Source organism: Rhodonellum sp. (assembly GCF_030656585.1).
Classification (GTDB): Bacteria; Bacteroidota; Bacteroidia; order Cytophagales; family Cyclobacteriaceae; genus Rhodonellum; species Rhodonellum psychrophilum.
Genome location: NZ_JAUSPP010000013.1, coordinates 45,624 through 63,888, shown reverse-complemented (window position 1 = coordinate 63,888; position 18,265 = coordinate 45,624). Strand labels below are relative to the sequence as shown.

15 protein-coding genes are annotated in these 18,265 nt (G+C 42.8%); 3 read left to right on the top strand and 12 right to left on the bottom strand.

The window, feature by feature from the left end; genetic code table 11:
- Nucleotides 1-33: 33 nt before the first annotated feature.
- The gene (locus Q7J63_RS02005; protein WP_304883761.1) at nucleotides 34-873 is read right to left on the bottom strand and encodes a sugar phosphate isomerase/epimerase; all 840 of its coding nucleotides are present in this window, start codon (nucleotides 871-873) and stop codon (nucleotides 34-36) included.
- Nucleotides 874-1,251: 378 nt separating this feature from the next.
- Here Q7J63_RS02005 and Q7J63_RS02000 point away from each other — a divergent pair, with 378 nt between their 5' ends.
- Together Q7J63_RS02000 and Q7J63_RS01995 are read left to right on the top strand one after the other, a co-directional pair.
- The gene (locus Q7J63_RS02000) at nucleotides 1,252-2,295 is read left to right on the top strand and encodes a 6-bladed beta-propeller (protein WP_304883760.1); all 1,044 of its coding nucleotides are present in this window, start codon (nucleotides 1,252-1,254) and stop codon (nucleotides 2,293-2,295) included.
- 118 nt (nucleotides 2,296-2,413) lie between these two features.
- Complete coding sequence (locus tag Q7J63_RS01995) at nucleotides 2,414-2,791, top strand: VOC family protein (protein WP_019597494.1); 378 nt, start codon at nucleotides 2,414-2,416, stop codon at nucleotides 2,789-2,791.
- Between the two features lie 61 nt (nucleotides 2,792-2,852).
- Here the strand turns inward: Q7J63_RS01995 and Q7J63_RS01990 are convergent, their stop codons facing one another.
- The 3 genes from Q7J63_RS01990 to Q7J63_RS01980 form a co-directional block, all read right to left on the bottom strand.
- Nucleotides 2,853-3,299: an RES family NAD+ phosphorylase gene (locus Q7J63_RS01990; protein WP_304883759.1), complete on the bottom strand. Its 447-nt coding sequence runs from the start codon at nucleotides 3,297-3,299 to the stop codon at nucleotides 2,853-2,855.
- 3 nt (nucleotides 3,300-3,302) lie between these two features.
- A complete protein-coding gene (locus tag Q7J63_RS01985; protein WP_304883758.1) occupies nucleotides 3,303-3,689 on the bottom strand; it encodes an antitoxin Xre/MbcA/ParS toxin-binding domain-containing protein in 387 nt (128 codons plus the stop codon).
- A gap of 197 nt (nucleotides 3,690-3,886) precedes the next feature.
- Nucleotides 3,887-5,314 (bottom strand): Gfo/Idh/MocA family oxidoreductase, encoded by a 1,428-nt coding sequence (locus Q7J63_RS01980; RefSeq protein ID WP_019597491.1) that lies wholly within the window; start codon nucleotides 5,312-5,314, stop codon nucleotides 3,887-3,889.
- A 796-nt stretch (nucleotides 5,315-6,110) separates the two neighbouring features.
- Between Q7J63_RS01980 and Q7J63_RS01975 the strand changes: the two genes are divergently transcribed.
- Complete coding sequence (locus Q7J63_RS01975; protein ID WP_304883757.1) at nucleotides 6,111-7,499, top strand: Fic family protein; 1,389 nt, start codon at nucleotides 6,111-6,113, stop codon at nucleotides 7,497-7,499.
- A 298-nt stretch (nucleotides 7,500-7,797) separates the two neighbouring features.
- Here the strand turns inward: Q7J63_RS01975 and Q7J63_RS01970 are convergent, their stop codons facing one another.
- The 8 genes from Q7J63_RS01970 to Q7J63_RS01935 all read right to left on the bottom strand — a co-directional run bounded on the left by Q7J63_RS01970 (nucleotide 7,798) and on the right by Q7J63_RS01935 (nucleotide 18,241).
- The gene (locus Q7J63_RS01970; protein WP_304883756.1) at nucleotides 7,798-9,321 is read right to left on the bottom strand and encodes a DUF1593 domain-containing protein; all 1,524 of its coding nucleotides are present in this window, start codon (nucleotides 9,319-9,321) and stop codon (nucleotides 7,798-7,800) included.
- A gap of 448 nt (nucleotides 9,322-9,769) precedes the next feature.
- Nucleotides 9,770-10,876, bottom strand: a complete 1,107-nt coding sequence (locus tag Q7J63_RS01965; protein ID WP_304883755.1) for an acyltransferase family protein — start codon at nucleotides 10,874-10,876, stop codon at nucleotides 9,770-9,772.
- 61 nt (nucleotides 10,877-10,937) lie between these two features.
- Entirely contained in the window at nucleotides 10,938-12,356 is a 1,419-nt protein-coding gene (locus Q7J63_RS01960) for a DUF1593 domain-containing protein (protein WP_304883754.1), read from the bottom strand.
- Between the two features lie 160 nt (nucleotides 12,357-12,516).
- Nucleotides 12,517-13,893: an alkaline phosphatase family protein gene (locus Q7J63_RS01955; protein WP_304883753.1), complete on the bottom strand. Its 1,377-nt coding sequence runs from the start codon at nucleotides 13,891-13,893 to the stop codon at nucleotides 12,517-12,519.
- Nucleotides 13,890-15,107, bottom strand: coding sequence for a metabolite traffic protein EboE (gene eboE, locus Q7J63_RS01950; protein ID WP_304883752.1), 1,218 nt, complete (start codon nucleotides 15,105-15,107; stop codon nucleotides 13,890-13,892). The genes Q7J63_RS01955 and eboE overlap by 4 nt, the downstream gene beginning before the upstream one ends.
- 49 nt (nucleotides 15,108-15,156) lie before the next feature.
- Entirely contained in the window at nucleotides 15,157-16,308 is a 1,152-nt protein-coding gene (locus Q7J63_RS01945) for a 3-dehydroquinate synthase (protein ID WP_304883751.1), read from the bottom strand.
- A gap of 97 nt (nucleotides 16,309-16,405) precedes the next feature.
- Nucleotides 16,406-17,317, bottom strand: coding sequence for a UbiA-like protein EboC (gene eboC / locus Q7J63_RS01940; RefSeq protein ID WP_304883750.1), 912 nt, complete (start codon nucleotides 17,315-17,317; stop codon nucleotides 16,406-16,408).
- Nucleotides 17,318-17,326: 9 nt separating this feature from the next.
- Nucleotides 17,327-18,241: a TatD family hydrolase gene (locus tag Q7J63_RS01935; protein WP_019597480.1), complete on the bottom strand. Its 915-nt coding sequence runs from the start codon at nucleotides 18,239-18,241 to the stop codon at nucleotides 17,327-17,329.
- Nucleotides 18,242-18,265: the final 24 nt, after the last annotated feature.

Here is an 18,265-nt window from a genome sequence, read left to right as displayed (position 1 = left end):
CACACATCCCAGTGAAATGTCTTCCGAACAAATTTATTTTTCTGCCATCACCTTTTTGATATAAGCCACACTTTGAGGGATCTGCTCAACCGATCGGGAGGATTCATCTTCAATAATCAAGTACTTGGTCCCGGATTTTTGAGCCTGTTTGATCAAGCCCTTGATGTCTACATCGCCAGTACCCAAGACCACATTGGTCTCCACGTTTCCAGAGCCATCCGAACTTCCAGGAGTGCCGTGAGCCCGATCCTTAAGATGTAATAATGGAAATTTGGATGGGTACTTTTTCATGATAGCCAGTGGATCTCCTCCCCCCATTTGCACCCAAAAAACATCCATGTTGAAGTCAAAATTCCGGGCATTTTCGAGGATATAATCAAAAAGAAATCCATCACCATGTGTTTTGAATTCGTAACCATGTGGATGGTACGTCAACGTAATGCCTGCGTCTTTGAACATCTTTCCGGTTTTATTGAACAACTCCACTGCTTCCATGGCTTCTTTGAAACTGAAGTTTCCTGAAGTATGGGGAATCCAAAAACAGGTTGCATATTTTGCCCCATACGCTTTTGCATTGTCGATGATTTCCTGGGGATTTTCCTTCAGCTTGTTGTAATCTGCGCCTACTGCAACGATGGAGAGATCCAGCGCTTTGAGCATTTTTTTGTACTCCTTTTGGGCCATCCCATAGGTACCACCACCCTCTAGATTTTTGATTCCCCAGTCGGCAACCAATTGGTGACTTCCGCTGACATCTGTTTTCATTTGCTCTCTAAGACTATAAAGCTGGAGGGCTATTTCCTGAGCATGAAGGTTTGCACTGATCAATATCGCAGAGATCAGCAGAGACAATTTGAAAATTTTCTTTTTCATAGGTTTTAAGGGTTTTATACAAGATACCAAAAAATGAAAAACAATTTTTCGAATAATTGATCAATGGACAATTTCTGGCCCCTTTAAATCCATGTTATCCATTGCCGAATCAACTCCAACCTGAAATTGCTTAATAAGCTGTCTTTCTTTCTGATTTTTTTGACATCACCATACAGGCACTCCGCCTTATTCTTCAGATAGTTTGATTTTCTTGGCGTTTCAACCCCATTGGGAAACGAAATGTATATTTCCATCTAACTTAATCCAATTAGATGTTCTACGATACTTTTTCGGTATCTTAGAATTCGGGCTAAAATGCCAGATGAAACTCTCCGAATTCTTACTTAAATTGCTTTTGACAATGTCATATCCCGAACTATGAAAATTCCCAGAAGACATTTCCTCAAACAAACAGCACTAACCGGAATAGCGATGACCATTCAACCCCATCTTTCATTTTCAATCTCAGAAGACGGCATTATTGGCCATAGTGATTTCAAATATAAAATCGACGCAAAGTGGGGCAACTTGGATCCGGAAAAAACCCCCGTGAAAAATTGCCACGAAATGGTGATGGACAAAAAGGCGAGACTGATTATGGTCACCGACGAGGCCAGGAACAACATCATCATCTATGATCAATCCGGTCAGCTGCTCGAATCTTGGACTTTGGGTTTGGAGGCTGCACATGGCTTGACTTTGGTGGAAGAAGGAGGAGAAGAATTTCTTTGGATCGTGGACAATGGAGGTCGGGTCATCAAGACCGACCTCCAGGGAAATATTGTGGATGAAATCGCTTCCCCAATCAAAGAAGGGATTTATGAAAAGGGAATGCGGTACACGCCAACAGAAACAGCGGTAGCACCCAATGGTGACCTCTATGTCACGGATGGATACGGCTCCCAATTTGTACTTCAATACGACAAAAACGGGAAATTTGTGCGGAAATTCGGAGGAGACGGACACGGAGACGCACAATTCAAAACCGTCCATGGAATTGCCGTGGACCAGAGAAAAGATGGAACACCAACACTGCTGTGTACCTCCAGAGGTCACAATTCCTTCAAGCGGTTTACAATGGAGGGGGAATATTTGGAGACGATTTTTCTGCCGGGAGCATTTGTCTGCCGACCCGTGATCCATGGGCAAAATCTATATGCCGGCGTGTGCTGGTCTAGAACGAAGTATTTGGAGCAGATGGACAATTCTGGTTTTGTAACCATTCTGGATCAAAACAACAGGGTAGTCTCTAATCCAGGAGGAACAGCCCCGGTATATTTGGATGAAAAACTCCAATTGATGGTCCAAGAAAAACCCATTTTCAAACATTGCCACGATGTCTGCATAGACCAAGACGAGAACATCTATGTCTGCCAATGGAATGCGGGAAAAACTTATCCGATAAAACTTATCAGGGTATAATTGAAATGTCGATTTACAAGACCTGAAAATGGAATTACAAACCATTTCTTTATACGAAGGAACAATTTTATTTTACTGAATTTTTGGTATTTTTTTCACAAACTAAACAAAAACAATTATGAAAAATGTGACTGTCAGCTGGTTTGAAATCCCAGTACAAAACATGGAAAGGGCCATTGCTTTCTATGAAACCGTTTTTGATTGTAAACTTCATCGGCAACAAATGGGAGAAATTGACATGGCTTGGTTCCCTTGGGATGAAGCGGGCAAGGGTGCCGGCGGAAGTTTGGTCAAAAACGACGAATTTTATTTACCAAGTGCCGATGGGGTTCAGATATATTTTTCCTCTGAAAATGTCGATACCGAAATTGCAAAAGTTGGGAAAGCAGGAGGTAAGGTGCTTTCCCCAAAAAAGGAAATTGCTCCAGACATCGGATTTATGGCTTTGTTTATGGATACTGAGGGAAACAGGATCTCCTTACATTCCAATCAATAGTTATGGGCAAAATGAGTGGAAAAGGACATTTCTGATCACTCTGAAATGGGATTTTCCCAAATCAGAAAAATCTTTTGTCGAAGAAAAAAGGGAGGATATCGATTATCTTGACTTTTTCAAACTCTGGGTGATTGGTATTGATCACATAATTAAATTCATCGGGAATGACCGCGGAAGGGACTTTCAGCATGGGTTTAATTTTAGATTGATACCAATCTGATCCCAGTTGCTGACACACTTCAAAAATAGAAAGTTGGTTCCAATTTGCCGGTAATCCTTGGAGATCCACTTGCTCAATCGCGAAATTGTCGGGAACATAGATGACCATGGTTCTAAAAGATGCCGTTTCGCCAAGTCCTCTTTTGTAAACAAGGTTTTCAAGACATGCCAATGATCTGCTTGAAGCGGTGTAGATAACTTCCTCACCGGATTTATTCCACCTTCCAGAAAATCCCGGAGCAAATAGTTTTTGTGAAAATTCAGTTTTTGTAATCCTAAAAAGCTCCATTGATCAGACCACATATCCATGGACAATCCGCAAAAGAGCCTGCTCCACCAAATCCACTCCGGTGGATGTATTCAAAAAATCCAGTGGTTTTTTATTGTTAAAAGCAAAAGAAGGGGCATAAATCCAAGTTTTAAAGGCCTCCATTTTCTCAAAAGTGTCTGCGCCCAAATCAAATAATCTTTCCAATTTTAAAAGCAACTCCCCCTCCAAAGCCCCGAAATTTCTTCCTTGTTTTCTATAATTGTCAATGGTCCGAGGATCAAGCCCCATCAAGCTCGCCAACACTTGCTTTTGCAAGCCGGATCTTTCAAGCAACCGATCAAAATTATCCACATGAACCCCTCGTTCAACTTGGTAGACAACTTGGAAATCATCTCGTAAAATACCCATTTCCTAACTTTTGATACTAATTTAATCATTTTTTCGTATTGCGAAAGAAATTTTGTTGTATTTTTTTCACTTTTAGACAATTTGAAATTTTTCTCATTAATTAAAAACCAAAATCAGTAAATTAAAAAAGACAACTCCGTGCGTCGGGTTGTCTTTTTGTTTTGTGACTTATTTATTGGGGCTTCAATTGATCTTCTTTACAACTTGTAATATTGCTCCCATCCTTTTCGTGGTTCTGCACCAGTAAGCAACTGATTGGCAAGCTTGTGATTTGTGATTTGCTTTGTTTCCCGGTCGAACAACAATTTTGCGTTGAGTTGCTGGGATAGAACGCCAAGGTTAAAAACCTGACTCAAAGGACCCGCGATATCAAAAGAGGAACGGCATTTCTCCTGACCTTTGCAAGCCAAAAGGAAGTTGGCAAAATGATTGGAGGGACTTTCAGGCACTTCCGGCAACTGTGACTTCATGTCCAAGGCTTTGTCAGCAGGAATAATCGAAAGCGTACTTCCGTGAGAGCCTCCTTTAAAGGTCAATTCCTTGCTGTAAATGATCTTGCCAGGGTTGAGTTTTGAGGGTTGTATTTTGCCGTTACTTGCTGGCGGAATGTTGGGATCAAGAGCAGATTCTCCGTATCCTTCCGGAACTTCGGGAACATTGTCTACACCATCATACCATGTAATCTCGACGGGAGGCATTTCCCCCCGTTTTGGAAACTTGAAAGCCAAGGTGGTGGATGTTGGGAAGAAAAAAGAATTATGCCCGGATAATAACAAGGGATCGATTTCGTAAGGCAATCCCAAATCCAGAAATTCATGTGCGGTATCGATGATATGCGCTCCCCAATCGCCCAAAGCTCCCATTCCGAAATCATACCAACAGCGCCATTGACCGTTGATAAAGTCTTTGTTGTAACCGTGCAGGTGGGTCGCAGAGTGCCAGGTATCCCAATCTAGCGTTTCCGGAATTGGCTCGGCGGCGGGAAATTTTGTGATATTGGTATCCCATCCGTGCCAGCGACGGGGACTGTTCATGTGGGCTGTGATGGCAGTGACATCTTTGATGATGCCTGCTTCTTTATAGGCTTTAAACTGGAAATAATTTTGTTCCGAATGGCCTTGATTTCCCATCTGATTGGCCACTTTGTATTTTTTGGCAGCTTTGGTCATGAGCTCCACCTCATTGAAAGTCCTGCCCATTGGTTTTTCGACATACACATGTTTGCCCATACTCATGGCCAACATGGTGATTGGAAAGTGAGAATGGTCAGGGACACCCACGGTTATCGCTTCGATTTGGTTTCCCATTTTATCCAACATCACCCTAAAATCCTTGAATCTGGGAACATCTGGGAATTTTTCGAGGATTTTTATTGTGTGCGGCGCTCCCATATCCACATCGCAGAGCGCGACAATATTGGCCAAACCAGTATTGTACAAAGAAAGAATTATTTCCGCTCCGCGATTTCCAATGCCACAGCAGGCGAGATTTACCCTTTCACTTGGGCCAAACTTTGGTACTTGGGTTCGTGCTGATGCCGAATTTAAAAGGATAGAAGGAACTGCCGCAACCGCAGACAATGCAAGTGCTTTTTTCAAAAATAATCTTCTGGCTGAACTATTCATTTTTTCAAGGTTTAGGTTGAGTGGGTTGTTGATTTGATGCCATGTGTGTCAATAAGTAAAACAAAAAAGGAAAATAGAAGAAAAAATGTCTTTCACCTCCATATTCTCTTTTCATAATAGGTAATGATAACTTATTATTTTAAAATATCCCCAATAAATTATACCAATGGATCAATAAATATTCATTTTGTTTTGCTCAGTGGATTTTCAAAAAAGGGGAATCTTTTTTGCTCATAATATCATATTGGTGTCAATCTCTAGAACCGGATATTAACTCCATAAAACAAATATTTGAAGTACTTATCCTTTTTCAAAATAGCTACCAAATTCAAGAGAAACACGTTTTGGGCAACTGCAATAACAATACCTCTGTCAATAGTAAGATCTTTTGCCCCAATCGAAAACCGGCAAAAGATTGTTTAAAAAGAAGCGTGTGCATTATCCGCTTCATTTATTATTGGAAAAACAATTGATAAAAACTTAAACCCGTTTTATGGATCACCAATTCCATTCTTGGCTATACTTGAATCAGAATCAGTCAGGTGTTTCCTGTGTTTGACTTCCCTAAATCGGCACTACGCCGTATTCTCCAAATGGTCTGATTTTCTTGCAGTTTCAATCCCATTGGGAATCCCAATACATATTTCAGGTTAAAAATAGCTCCGCGACAATATTTGAACTATTTACCTACTTCACGACAATAAAATTGTCGTGAAATAGGTAAAATTGAAAACAATTATAGATTTAGCGACAATTTATGTATATTTCTGTCGCAAAATGCATAAATTTGGAGGTGGTGAAAATTTCAGAAAATAAACTGTTTGACCTCGTCAAGGAAAAATTGGCGAAGCTTCCCTATGGAGCCTCACTAGAAGAAATCAAAAAAGGCCTCGGGTTCCACATAGAGCTTCGGACCCTACAACGACGACTTAAGAAACTGACAGAAGAAGGTGAAATATATACAAGTGGTGGCTCTCGTGCGACAAAATACCATTTGGCCTTTGAGACTAACCTCGTCCGCGAAAGTGAGTTGGAAAAGCTAATCCTCTCAAAAAAAGAGGGGATTTATATTTCGCCAGCCGGTCAGAAAATCATGGATGCCGTTTCAAAACCTATTAGGGAAAGAACAAGAGTTGGATATAATAGGGATTTTTTGGAATCCTACAGACCAAATAAAGACCAATTCCTGACGAAAGATGACCTGATCAAATTGACAGCACTAGGGAAGACAAACACACCGAACCAACCCGCTGGTACTCATGCGAAAGAAATTCTCAATCGTCTTTTGATCGACCTCTCATGGAACTCCAGTCGGTTGGAGGGGAATACCTACTCGCTATTGGACACAAAAAGATTGGTGGAATTTGGAGAATCTGCGGATGAGAAATCAGTTGAAGAACCGCAAATGATCATTAATCATAAAGATGCCTTTGAGTTTTTGGTTCAGTTGGGAGATGAGATTGAATTCAATAGTTATGTGATACTGAATTTGCATGCGCTCTTATCAGACAATCTCTTGCAGAATCAATACTCAATCGGCCGATTGAGGTCTATCCCAGTTGGAATTCATGAATCCACATATACGCCATTGGCTATTCCTCAGCTGATTTCCGATCAGTTTGACTTGATATTGAAAAAGACAAGAGAGATCAAAAACCCATTTGAGCAAGCTTTCTTTATTTTGGTTCATCTCCCTTACTTGCAGCCTTTTGATGATGTGAATAAAAGAACATCCCGCTTGGCAGCCAATATTCCCTTTGTCAAAAACAACCTCTCCCCCTTATCATTTGTAGAAATGCCAAGTGATCTATACATCAAGGGGATTTTGGGTATTTATGAGCTCAATCAGGTTGACCTATTGAAGGATGTCTTTATTTGGGGATATGAAAGGTCAGCTGTTCGCTATGCCGCCATTAGGCAGACGGTCGGAGAGCCTGACCCGTTCCGGACAAAATACAGAAATGAAATCAGAGACCTGATCACTGATATCATCTCCAATAATTTAAGCCCAAAAAAGGGCTCTCAAAAAATCAAGTCCCGTTCGATGGATTTCCCGGTGGATGAAAGAAGCAGATTTGTGGAATATGTAGAAGCAGAACTTATTGCGGTCCACGAAGGTAGCTTTGCTAGATTTCGGGTAACTCCTTCGGAATTCAGAGTATGGAAGGACCATTGGTCAAGATAAAACGCCCTGGTTTTGGACTTTTATCTTGACTTTATTTTTACCGTTTTCGTAATTTCTAACCTTCAAAAAGACATGTTTCTAGTTTGGACACAACCAATTCGCCTATCGGTAATCCCAAGGTTTCCTAATAGGGTTGATACTGCAAGGGAATCAAGCTATTTGGACAATAAGGTGTGGCTCAGATGTGGCGAGGCCGTAAAGAGAAATCAAGCGGCTGATTATTAAGTTTTTATGGCTAAAACCAAATGGATACTGCATAAAACGGGTTCGCTGTATATTGACGCTACATTTACCTCAGCTAAAAAACCGTCACGATCACCCGCTGATATCTCGTCAAAGCCGGAAATCCATTGTCCGTCACCTGTAAAATCAAGTGGATTGTATCTCCAATTCTGGCTTCTTGGGGAATTACGAAAGAAGTTTCAGTCGCATCCTTGTCTTGGATTTGAACAAGCCCTTTAAAATCCCCAGCTTCTAAATATTGCCACCAAAGAAAGGTGAGTTCATTGTTATCGGGATCTGTAGCTGTCCCACTAAGGGAGACCAAGTCACCGATGCCAGCAGTCAAATCATTGGCATGCTTAAGACTGACCTGCGGGGGATGGTTGGCACTGGCAAAGTCTTTCACGCACCAAGCCGCTCTTGCCGCAAAATCATGCTGCAATTCCTTTATCCAACGGGTTTGGGGGAATGTCGCATCTTGCTTGCCGGTATAGAAATTGAAATCCGTCACATTTTCACCATCTTCCCAGCGATTGGGATTTTCCGAAGATTGAATAAATCTGCCACCCCAGCCACCATATGATGGGTTTTCATGACTTCTCAAACCGACGTCCAGCAAATAAAAATAGGCTGGAGAATCTCCCTCAGAAATGAAATCATATTGGTTGCGGTTGTTTTCCCTCATGGATTGCAAATCACCATGATGGTGCTCAAGATCGTTTTCTATCTGACGTCCATCTCCCCAAGTATAATATTCTGCCATCAAAGCCCCCCTGTCAAATAGAATGTGCTCTGAAAAAAAATCCCCCGACAGGTACTGCTGAAGTTCCTCGGGAACCCTTGAAGGCCAAGGGTAGGCAAGACACCAAAATTGATCGGAATTATAAATCACCTTGACCTCTGGCCAATTGGGAGCGATGTATTTTTTGTAGGTCGCATCCTGGTCCAAAACCGTGTAAATGATGGCCTTTTCTGTTATTTTCTGATAAATCTCCTCCCACTCCGCACTTTCCTTAAATTCATCTTCTATGGATTTCAATGCCCTGGCAATGGTATTGGTCCCACCCCAAACCTGCAAGTAAACAGGACTCGGATTATCATCCAAAAGGATGGCTTTGATCCATTCGGAACCTTCGGTATCTTTTGACATTTCCCCTTCAAAATCAATATTGCCAACTTTCACCAGCCCAAGTAGATGATCAGCCGTAGGAAAACCCTGCGCGTGCAGGAGTAAGTTTTCACGGACTTCTCCATATTTCCCGATCAATTCTTCCATCCAATTTGTCCCTGGCCATCTCAATTCCGTTCTTTTTCCATAAATGGAAGCTGTCAAGGGCATTTCGGACATAAATTCCGTTCCTTTTCCATCTCCTTTGTAATGCCATTGGGAACTGCTGTAAACCAATCCTTCAATCTCAAATTCATTTGCATAAAGCAACATTCGGATAAAGGAATCTACATCGTCGACTTCTCCATCTGTCGTAATGATGGTCCTGGCTTTCTCTTTGATCTTGGAAGCAGTGGTTTGATTAGGTTCTTTACACCCAATGCATGAAAAAATCAAAAAAAGAAGTAAAAGCGAATTTGGAAAATTATTCATAGTGGCTTAAGATACAAGGTTTTCTAAAAATAAGTATCTATTTGTATAAAATACAAGATGATTCTATTTTAAAATAAAAAACAAAATATTATTTGTTTTTTTTATCAATAACCAAATTTACTTAAAGATTACCCCCGAATTCTAAGACTCCAAAAGAGTAAGGTAAAGCAGTTAACTTAATTAAGTTGGGTTTGCTACAATGAAATTGGCGATGCATAACACGGATTGAAACAGGCTACGGCAATACATTTTCTTCCAGTGTCTGGGTTAAAACCCCGACATAAAACGGGTTAAACCATTTCAAATTCATTTATTGTGAGGATCTGATATATAGAGGTTTTGAATTTTGGAGGTTTTTGATGGTTTCCATCCCTTTTTCCTTGCAGAATAAGTGGGTGGCCAACCCTCATTTTCATGGACTTCGCAAAAGAACACTACACGATTCACCCTATATTTTAAAGAAGATTTTCTTCTTGTACAGGAAATAACACAGGTACCACATCCCGCCAAGAGTAAGCAATGCCGTCAAAAGCAAAAGAAGGGGTTCAGGTATTCCAAGCGGTTCCAAAAACCCAAAACTGAAAATTTTGAGAAACCCAAACAGCCAAGCATGTCCCAATATTTCAGCAAATAGATAAATGAAAATTGAATTCATGCCGACGACCAAAAAAGCAAAAGTCCAGGATTGGACCTTTTTTACATCCACCATCCAGTAAAAGAAAGCCAATGTCAATATCGCCCATCCTCCGGAGGCAAAGGCAAAGGAACTTGTGCTGATCCTTTTGATAATGGGAGTGATCCCGCTGAGATCCAGTCCGTATCCCAAAATCAATCCGATTGTCCCGGCAAGAACCATGGTTTTGATCTTTGCCTGGATGGTTTTATCTGAAAGCAATAAATTTCCGCACATCGCTCCCCAGATTGTATGCGCAGCAGTTGGGATAAAATTGACAGCGACCCATCCTCCTCCATTGATTTTCCCCATCAAAATCATGTCTGTATAAGACCCGAAATTTTCTCCTATTACGAAGGGACTCCCTGGATTATACAAACGGTATAGAATCTCTGTCAAAACCAACAAGCCGATGGAAACTGTCAATTGAATCTTGGCAGGTTGCTTAATCAGAAAATAGGTGATCAGGATGGTAGCAGAAAGTTGGGTCAATACATTCCAAAGTTCAAAAACCAATTTTTGACTGTACACGCAATGAAGCCCCACCCCAAAGAGAAAAAGGAGAAAACACCTTTTCAAAATATGGCGCGTCACTTTCCCCTCACCACCCACTTCTGCTAAGCGCCTGTTTAGGGAAAACGGCATTGCCACACCCACGATAAACATGAAGAACGGCTGTATCAAATCCCAGAACCGCAGCCCATGCCACGGATGATGCGTGAATTGCTCGACCAAACCCGAACCAAAACTCCCTTCCGGAAAAACGTCCTGTAGCGCACTATAGACCAATGCCGCTTCTGCAATCAATAAAAACATGGTAATTCCCCTGTACGCGTCTAGGGAAACCAGCCGATGCTGGGACGTAAGTTGAGGTTGATTCATGTGGTGGGTTTTTGGCTTGGTAATGGAAAGGTTTGAGAATGGCTGAAAGGACTTCTTGAACTCAATCCGGGTGGCTAAGGATGATTCTTCTGTAGGAAAAAAGAGAAGGGCTTCCTGAATCCTCCACTTCCAGGATAAGATGAATTTCTTGACCAGATTTTAACTGTGGCATCATAAATTCCACCATTTCCGTATTGGAATTTTTCAACAGTAGTTCACCATTGTATCTTCCAGCCTCCTTGTATACCCACCATTTATATTTCAACTCATTTCCGTCGGGGTCATAGGTGCCTTTTGCGGAAAGCAATACATTGCCGCCCGCTTGAATCTTTCCATGTGCAAATGCCTTTCCCTTGTTGCCATTCAGGACAATTATGGGATTATGGTTGGCCTTATTGAACTCGTCCGCTACATTCCAATCCATTCTTGCTGCAAAATCATGTTGAAAAGATTTTCTCCAGCGCCAAATGGTTGCTTGATTGGAAGCTATTATTTTACCATTGGGCAATTCAATTGCGTCAAATGAATTAATCGAGCTTGTCCATATTTTATCCACTTCGGCATAGGCTTTAAAAAAATCATACCTTCCCGCCCAACCTCCATAGGAAGGGCTTTTATACCAAGCCAGTCCGTTTTGGATCAAACCCAAAAATGCTGGCGTATCCCCTTCCATGATGTAATCCAGTTCAGGATAATTGGCTCCCAAAGGCCCGTGATTCTCCATGATATTTTCCTTGAGCCAAGGATTATCGACCAATTCAAAGTGGTCTCCAAGTTCATGTTTGTAGAATTTATCGCCGGAAATACCTGTCCATGTGGCCTTGTAGTATTCTATATAAGAATCTCCTGCACTTGGGTCCACGATATAAAATATTCCGGGGAAATTATTTCTTACCCAAGCACCCGAAAAGTCTTGATCGGAGATCGCGTATATCCTAAGCTTGGAAACAAATTGTTTTACCTCTTCAGGTGATCTTGTGTTTTCCACCTTCCATAGCGCCTGGGCAAGACAATTGGCTCCACCCCAAACAGAAACCCAAAGTGGTCTATCATCCGTTTTGTCAACTGCCTTGATGAGCAGCTCAGATCCTTTAGAATCTTTTCCCTCTCCGACACCCTCCATGCTGTACAAAGGCAAATGGCTTGCCGTCACTGCCAAAAGATCCTCCATACTTGGGAATCCCGCCGCATGCTTGTCCAAATTGGACTTTACCTCCCCATAGTTCCTGACCAATTCTTCTATTTTTTCCTGCCTGGTACTACTTCTCAAGTGGGTGGATGTTGTGGCCACAATCCCTTCGACATCATATTCATTGGCATACACCAGAAACCGGACGAGGGATTGCTGATCATCCGGTTCGTTGGTGATATCGGTGAGCACAAATACCCGCTGCTTGACAGGTTCCTCGAAGGTCAGTTGGGCTTGGGAGGAGGACAGAAGGGGTGAAATCAAAAAATAAAAAAGGAAAAGGTGTTTCATTGGGTGTCCTGTTTTGGTTTTTCCAATTTATACCAAAGCAGATTAAATCACAAGAACAAAACCCTTCAATAAATGGATTTCGAGTTGAATAGCAAAATATTAATAGGGAAAAGGTAATAAATACCTCTCCAAAACAAACCGTTCTTGGAGAGGACTTAATTTATTCCTTAAACAGATGTCCTAAAATCAGGTCATGTATTGCGGTGGCTTCCAAAACTCCCGTATTCAGCAAGCTTTCATTTTTTGTGACAAAAATAGGCTTATCCAAGGAATCTTCATTTAGCCTGCCATGGGAGCCTTTTACCAAACCGGCATCCAAAGGGATGATGTCCATAAGATACCTGAAGCCAAGCTTTTTCTTCAAAATTTTCATTCCGACTGTCGCTTTCAAGAACTTGATTTTTGGATCTGCAAGCATCTCGACCGGATCATAACCTGGTTTTTTGTGGATATCCACGCACCTGGCATAATCAGGGGCTTTGGCATCGTCCAGCCAGAAATAATAGGTAAACCAAGAATCCTTATCTGCGACAACTACCAGATCCCCGGCTCTTTCATGGTCAATATGGAAAGCCTTTTTACCTTCTTCATCCAAAACCAATTCTATACCCGGCGTATTTTCCAACAATAATTTCACCTTCGGAATATCATTTTTATCCTTGACGTGGATATGTGCCAGTTGATGGTCAGCAACAGCAAAAACCTTGCTGGTCCCGGCGTCCAAAGTCTCCAAACCCTGTTCATCTTTCACTACAATATATCCTTCCTTTCTCAAAATCCGGTTGATATGGATGGGATGGTTGACCGAAGTAATGGCATATTCCGAAAGGAGAATCACATTTGCGCCTTGTTTCTCATAATACGTGATGAGATCCTTGCACACTTCATCGACTTCCTCAAGGTCTTTCCCAATTTTCGAAAAATCAATCCCGCAACGCTGCAGGTTGTAATCCAAGTGTGGCAAATAGATCAGCGTTAGGGTTGGATTGTGCCATTCATCCACTTTTTTGGAGGCTTCGGCGATCCATTTTGTGGAAGAAATGTTGGCGTTTGGGCCCCAAAAGGAGAACAGGGGAAACTGTCCCAATTCTTTTTGGAGCCTTTCCCTCAATTCCATCGGCTGACTGTGGCAATCGGGCAATTTCCTGCCATCTGCCAAATACAAGGGCCTTGGCGTAACCTGGTAATCCGCGGTGGAATACATATTGTACCACCAAAACATATTCGCACAGGTGAAACTTGGATCTATTTTCTTGGCTGCATCCCAGACACTTTCCGATTGGACCAAATGGTTGGATTGTCTCCAGAATTTTATTTCGCATTCATCCTTAAAATACCAGCCGTTCCCGACAATTCCGTTTTCTTTTGGCCATTTCCCGGTTAAAAAAGCAGTTTGGGATGAACAGGTAACTGCGGGCAACACGGGATTGATCACCGCTTTTTTCCCTTTTGCTATCCAATCCCGCAAGAAGGGCGTATGTTGCCCTATTACTCTACCCGAAAGGGCTACGACATCAATGATGACTGTTTTTTTCATGAAGCTTTAAAATTTTCTCCCACCCATTTCAATTCCCGAACGATGGAATTCCCCAAATCCAGGTTGACACTTTCGGGCAGAACCTCCCAAGTGTAGGTCTCTACCTCAAGGTGATTGCAGACCTGATCCGTTTGGATGTACTGCAATACATCTTGGATATCACTTTGCGTGGAAGAGATTTTTCCATAATCCGATAAAAAAACCGGGACATGAAAATGTATTCTCCATTCCTCCATTTCGGTTTCCATCAATGCTTCCAATGCTTGGGGAAGGTCTCTGAAGGAGATGAGCTTTCCATTGGTGTTGTTTTTTGCCACCACCTGATGCAGGTAGGTGGATTCTACGAAGGGAAGTAGTATTCTTTCCACCTCTTTTTTCCCTTCCAAATCAGTGGGCAAATTGACCTTCAAGGCTGCACTGATCTGAATTTTTCCGATTTTGATTCCTTCCGCTTTGAAGGCCTTGAAGATTTCCTCCGGCTTTTCATAGACCACCGCAAAATGGCAGACATCGTAACAAATCCGGATATGCTCCTTAAGGCAATTTTCGGCTTCCTCGGCACTCAAGCCCAAGTGGTTCATCAGGTAGATGCTTCCGATGGGAACCAACCAATCTTTATAATAAGAGATTACTTCGGCTGTATTTTGAAGCATCCCATCCGGTTCAGGTTCTATGTCGAGGTGCAAAAACTGCCCTTTGGATTGTTGGATTTTGTATAGCTTTTCAGCAACTGCGGCCAAGTGCAAAGTAGATTTCCTAAAAGCATCCTCAAGTTCGTCCCTGTCCTTGTGCCAAAAGCGATAGGAAAGCGGTGAAGTGGAAATCCCACCGTCCATTCCCTCAGGCAAAAGAGCGGATAGAATGTCAAAAAGCCTTTTGGTATACGCGACTCTTTCTCGCGTGGTCCAGTCTGGCTGATGCACTTCGTCTTTGACTACCTGACGGTGAAATCCACCATAAGGAAAACCATTGAAAGTAAACACATAGCAATTGTTTGCTGACAGCCAGTCCTTGAAGACCTTCAATTTTTCAGGATCGATCAATTCCAGACTGGCTTCGTTTGAGAGGCGCAGTCCTATCCCGAAAGGTTTTTCGGCGGAGACTTCCCGCTTGATCCCGGGAATGTATTCCTTTATATTCTCAAAGGTTTCTGACCAACTTTCACCGGGGTGAATATTGGTGCAATAGGTCAGATGAAAACCGTTTTTTAACATTGGTGATGGATTTATGGGAATTCCTTTCCGTGAAGAAAGTCCTTGAATTTTAATTTTCTACCAGGGTTTCCTGATGGAAGGCCTTCAATTGATCGATGGCTTTTAGGATCAGCTTATTGTCCATTTCATGGACTTCCACTCCTCTCCCTATTTTCTCTAGCAAAGTGATCGTCAGTTCACCTCCCAAATGTTCCCTAAATTCTCCCAAACCTTTCAAGAGGGCTTCGCCGTTCAGTTCCGGTACATACAGTGCAAAGCCAAGGGATTTGATGAGTGTAACCACCCTGATCAACTCTTTGTGTGTGATCATCCCTTTCAAATAGGAATATGTGGTGTCCAAACCGATGCCAATGGCGACGGCTTCTCCATGACGGATGCGGTAACCGCTCAAATGCTCCATTTTGTGCGCTGCCCAATGCCCGAAGTCCAAAGGCCTGGAGGAACCGGATTCAAAAGGATCCTTGCCGGCAATATGGTCCAAATGCATTTGGGCACATCTGATGATCAATGTTTTCATGGGTTCCATTTCCCGTGCGGACAATTGATCCACATGTTGTTCCATCCAGCAGAAAAAATCCTCGTCTTTGATCAAAGCGACTTTGATCGCTTCGGACATCCCGGATCGCCAATCCCTGTCTTCCAAGGTTTTTAGGAACTCCGAATCATTGATGACGGCGAATGGAGGTGCAAATGTTCCCAGATAATTTTTCTTTCCGTAGGCATTGATGCCATTTTTAACACCCATTCCGGAATCGTTTTGGGAAAGTACAGTGGTCGGAATCCTGATGTGCCGGACTCCTCTGTGCGAAATGGCGGCAGCAAAACCGACCATATCCAATACCGCGCCGCCGCCGATGGCGATGATGTAAGAATGCCTGTCAATCCCATGAATATGGGTCGCATCGACTACTTTCTTGAAGGAAGTCTCGTCATTTTTGGAGATTTCGCCACCAGGAAGGATCAGCGGCTCGGCACACAAAATGAAGCTGTCTTCATAGGTCTTGGCATACGCTTTAATGGCATTTACCAGTGCTGGATGTGCATCTGCAACTCCACTGTCGATGACAAAAAATGCTTTCGGTTTTTTTTCGGCTTTCAGCAATTGGGCAAGGAAAGGATTTCCTTCACCAAAAACCGACTCGGTAAAACAAACCTGATACCTAAAGGGTACAGAAAAGGTTTGTTCAATGATCTTGTTCATTTATTTTAGGCTTAAGAGGCTTTTAACTTATTTTTTTGGGTCAATTCAGATCCAATGAAATCCCCAACTTCATTGCAATTATTTAATCAAATCTATGTTAGGTCACGGCAAATTTCTTTGCCAACCAAAGGGATATCGGCAACAAAAGCATTACGACGAGCCCAAATTTCCAACCTGCAAAAACTGCCGATAGGGAGGCATTCAAGATAATGAGCGATATGACACCTGCTTTTACCGCTTTCCCGATCAACTGGGGTTTCTGAAGGCGAATCGCTTTGACCAAAGGAGGGAAAATCATAGACGACATCAGGATAAGGAAAGGCAAAACTTGCCAACCCTTATTGCCGACCGTAAAGGCCAGTATCAGCACCGCTGTTAGGATCAAGACATAAAGTCCAAATCCTCCGATCAATGCTTTTTTGTTTTTTCCATGCACTTCTCCCCGGCTGATCATGGTGATGGCTGCTACAAAGACAAGTGGAATGAGTCCTATCAAGGCATATTTGCTTACCATTAACGGGACAACACTTATTCCCAAAAGGAGATTCCCTGCCCTGCAAAGTCCCATATTGATGGGGCCAAGGATAAACTGATGCTTGCCCCAATAATCATAAATGACTGCTAAAAGTGCCACGGTAAGCGCGATCAAGGCACTTAAATATCCAACCTGCCAAGCTGCGATCACTCCCATCAAAAGAAGGATAAAAGCCATCCAAGCTGCATTGTTTTTACTGACCCGGCCACTGGGAATGGGTCTTTCGGGCCTTTCCCTCGCATCCAGTTTGGCATCAAACACATCATTGAATGCCACTCCGCCGCCATAAAGCCCTATGGTAGCCAATGTCAACCACAATAAATCCTGGAACATTGGCGGGGAAACCACCGATGTCAGTTTGGAAAACACCAATAGTGATCCTCCGGCGATGGCAAAGCCCGCCCAGATATCCGCAATGGCAGTAATGATATTTGCAGGGCGGGTAAGTTGTAAATAGGCTTTGATATTTGACATTTTCTTGGACTAATTCTCCACGATATCAGAAGCCTCGCCTTCCACCTTGGGGCTTTGGCCACCTCTCAAAACGGAATTGCCGAATTGACGCTGTCTTTGGTCGATAGGGTCTGGCTTCAGCCAATCCATTTCTTCCATCTGTCCACTTTGGGCATAAGCTGTCAAGGCATTTTGGTAGCAAACCAATCGGATATGTTCTTCGGGAATCCCCATCTTGCGCATCAAGGCCGCTGTTTTTGGTACGGCGAGTGGATCACTTACTCCCCAATCTGCGGCACTGTCCACGATGATTCTTTCCGGCCCATATTGTCGGACGATTTCTACCATTCTTTCACTTCCCATTTTGGTATGGGGATAAATGGTGAATCCAGCCCAATAGCCCCGGTCCAAAACTTCTTTGGCGGTTTCTTCATTGTTATGGTCTACGATGACCATTCTCGGATCCAGTCCATGTTCTTCGCTGACATCCATGCTTTTGGTCGTCCCCTTCCGCTTGTCACGGTGAGGCGTATGGATCAAAACCGGAAGATTGACCTCTTTGGCCAATTCCAACTGAAGGCGGTAAAACCTATCTTCAGCAGGAGTTTGGTCGTCATATCCGATTTCTCCAATGGCTACTACGCCTTCCTTCCCCACAAACAGCGGGAGCAATTCCATCACCTCTTCTGCCAAAGGCACATTGTTGGCTTCCTTGGAATTCAAGCCCATGGTACAGTAATGGACAATCCCAAATTGCTTGGCCCTAAACCGCTCCCAGCCCACGAGACTGCTGAAATAATCCTTGAAACTACCCACTTCGGTCCTGGGTTGCCCCAACCAAAACGCAGGTTCGATGATGGCAACGATACCCGCTTTTCGCATGGCTTCATAATCATCGGTGGTTCGAGACGTCACATGAATGTGGGGATCGATATACATTTCCATTTTATATTGCTTTTTTTGACTAAA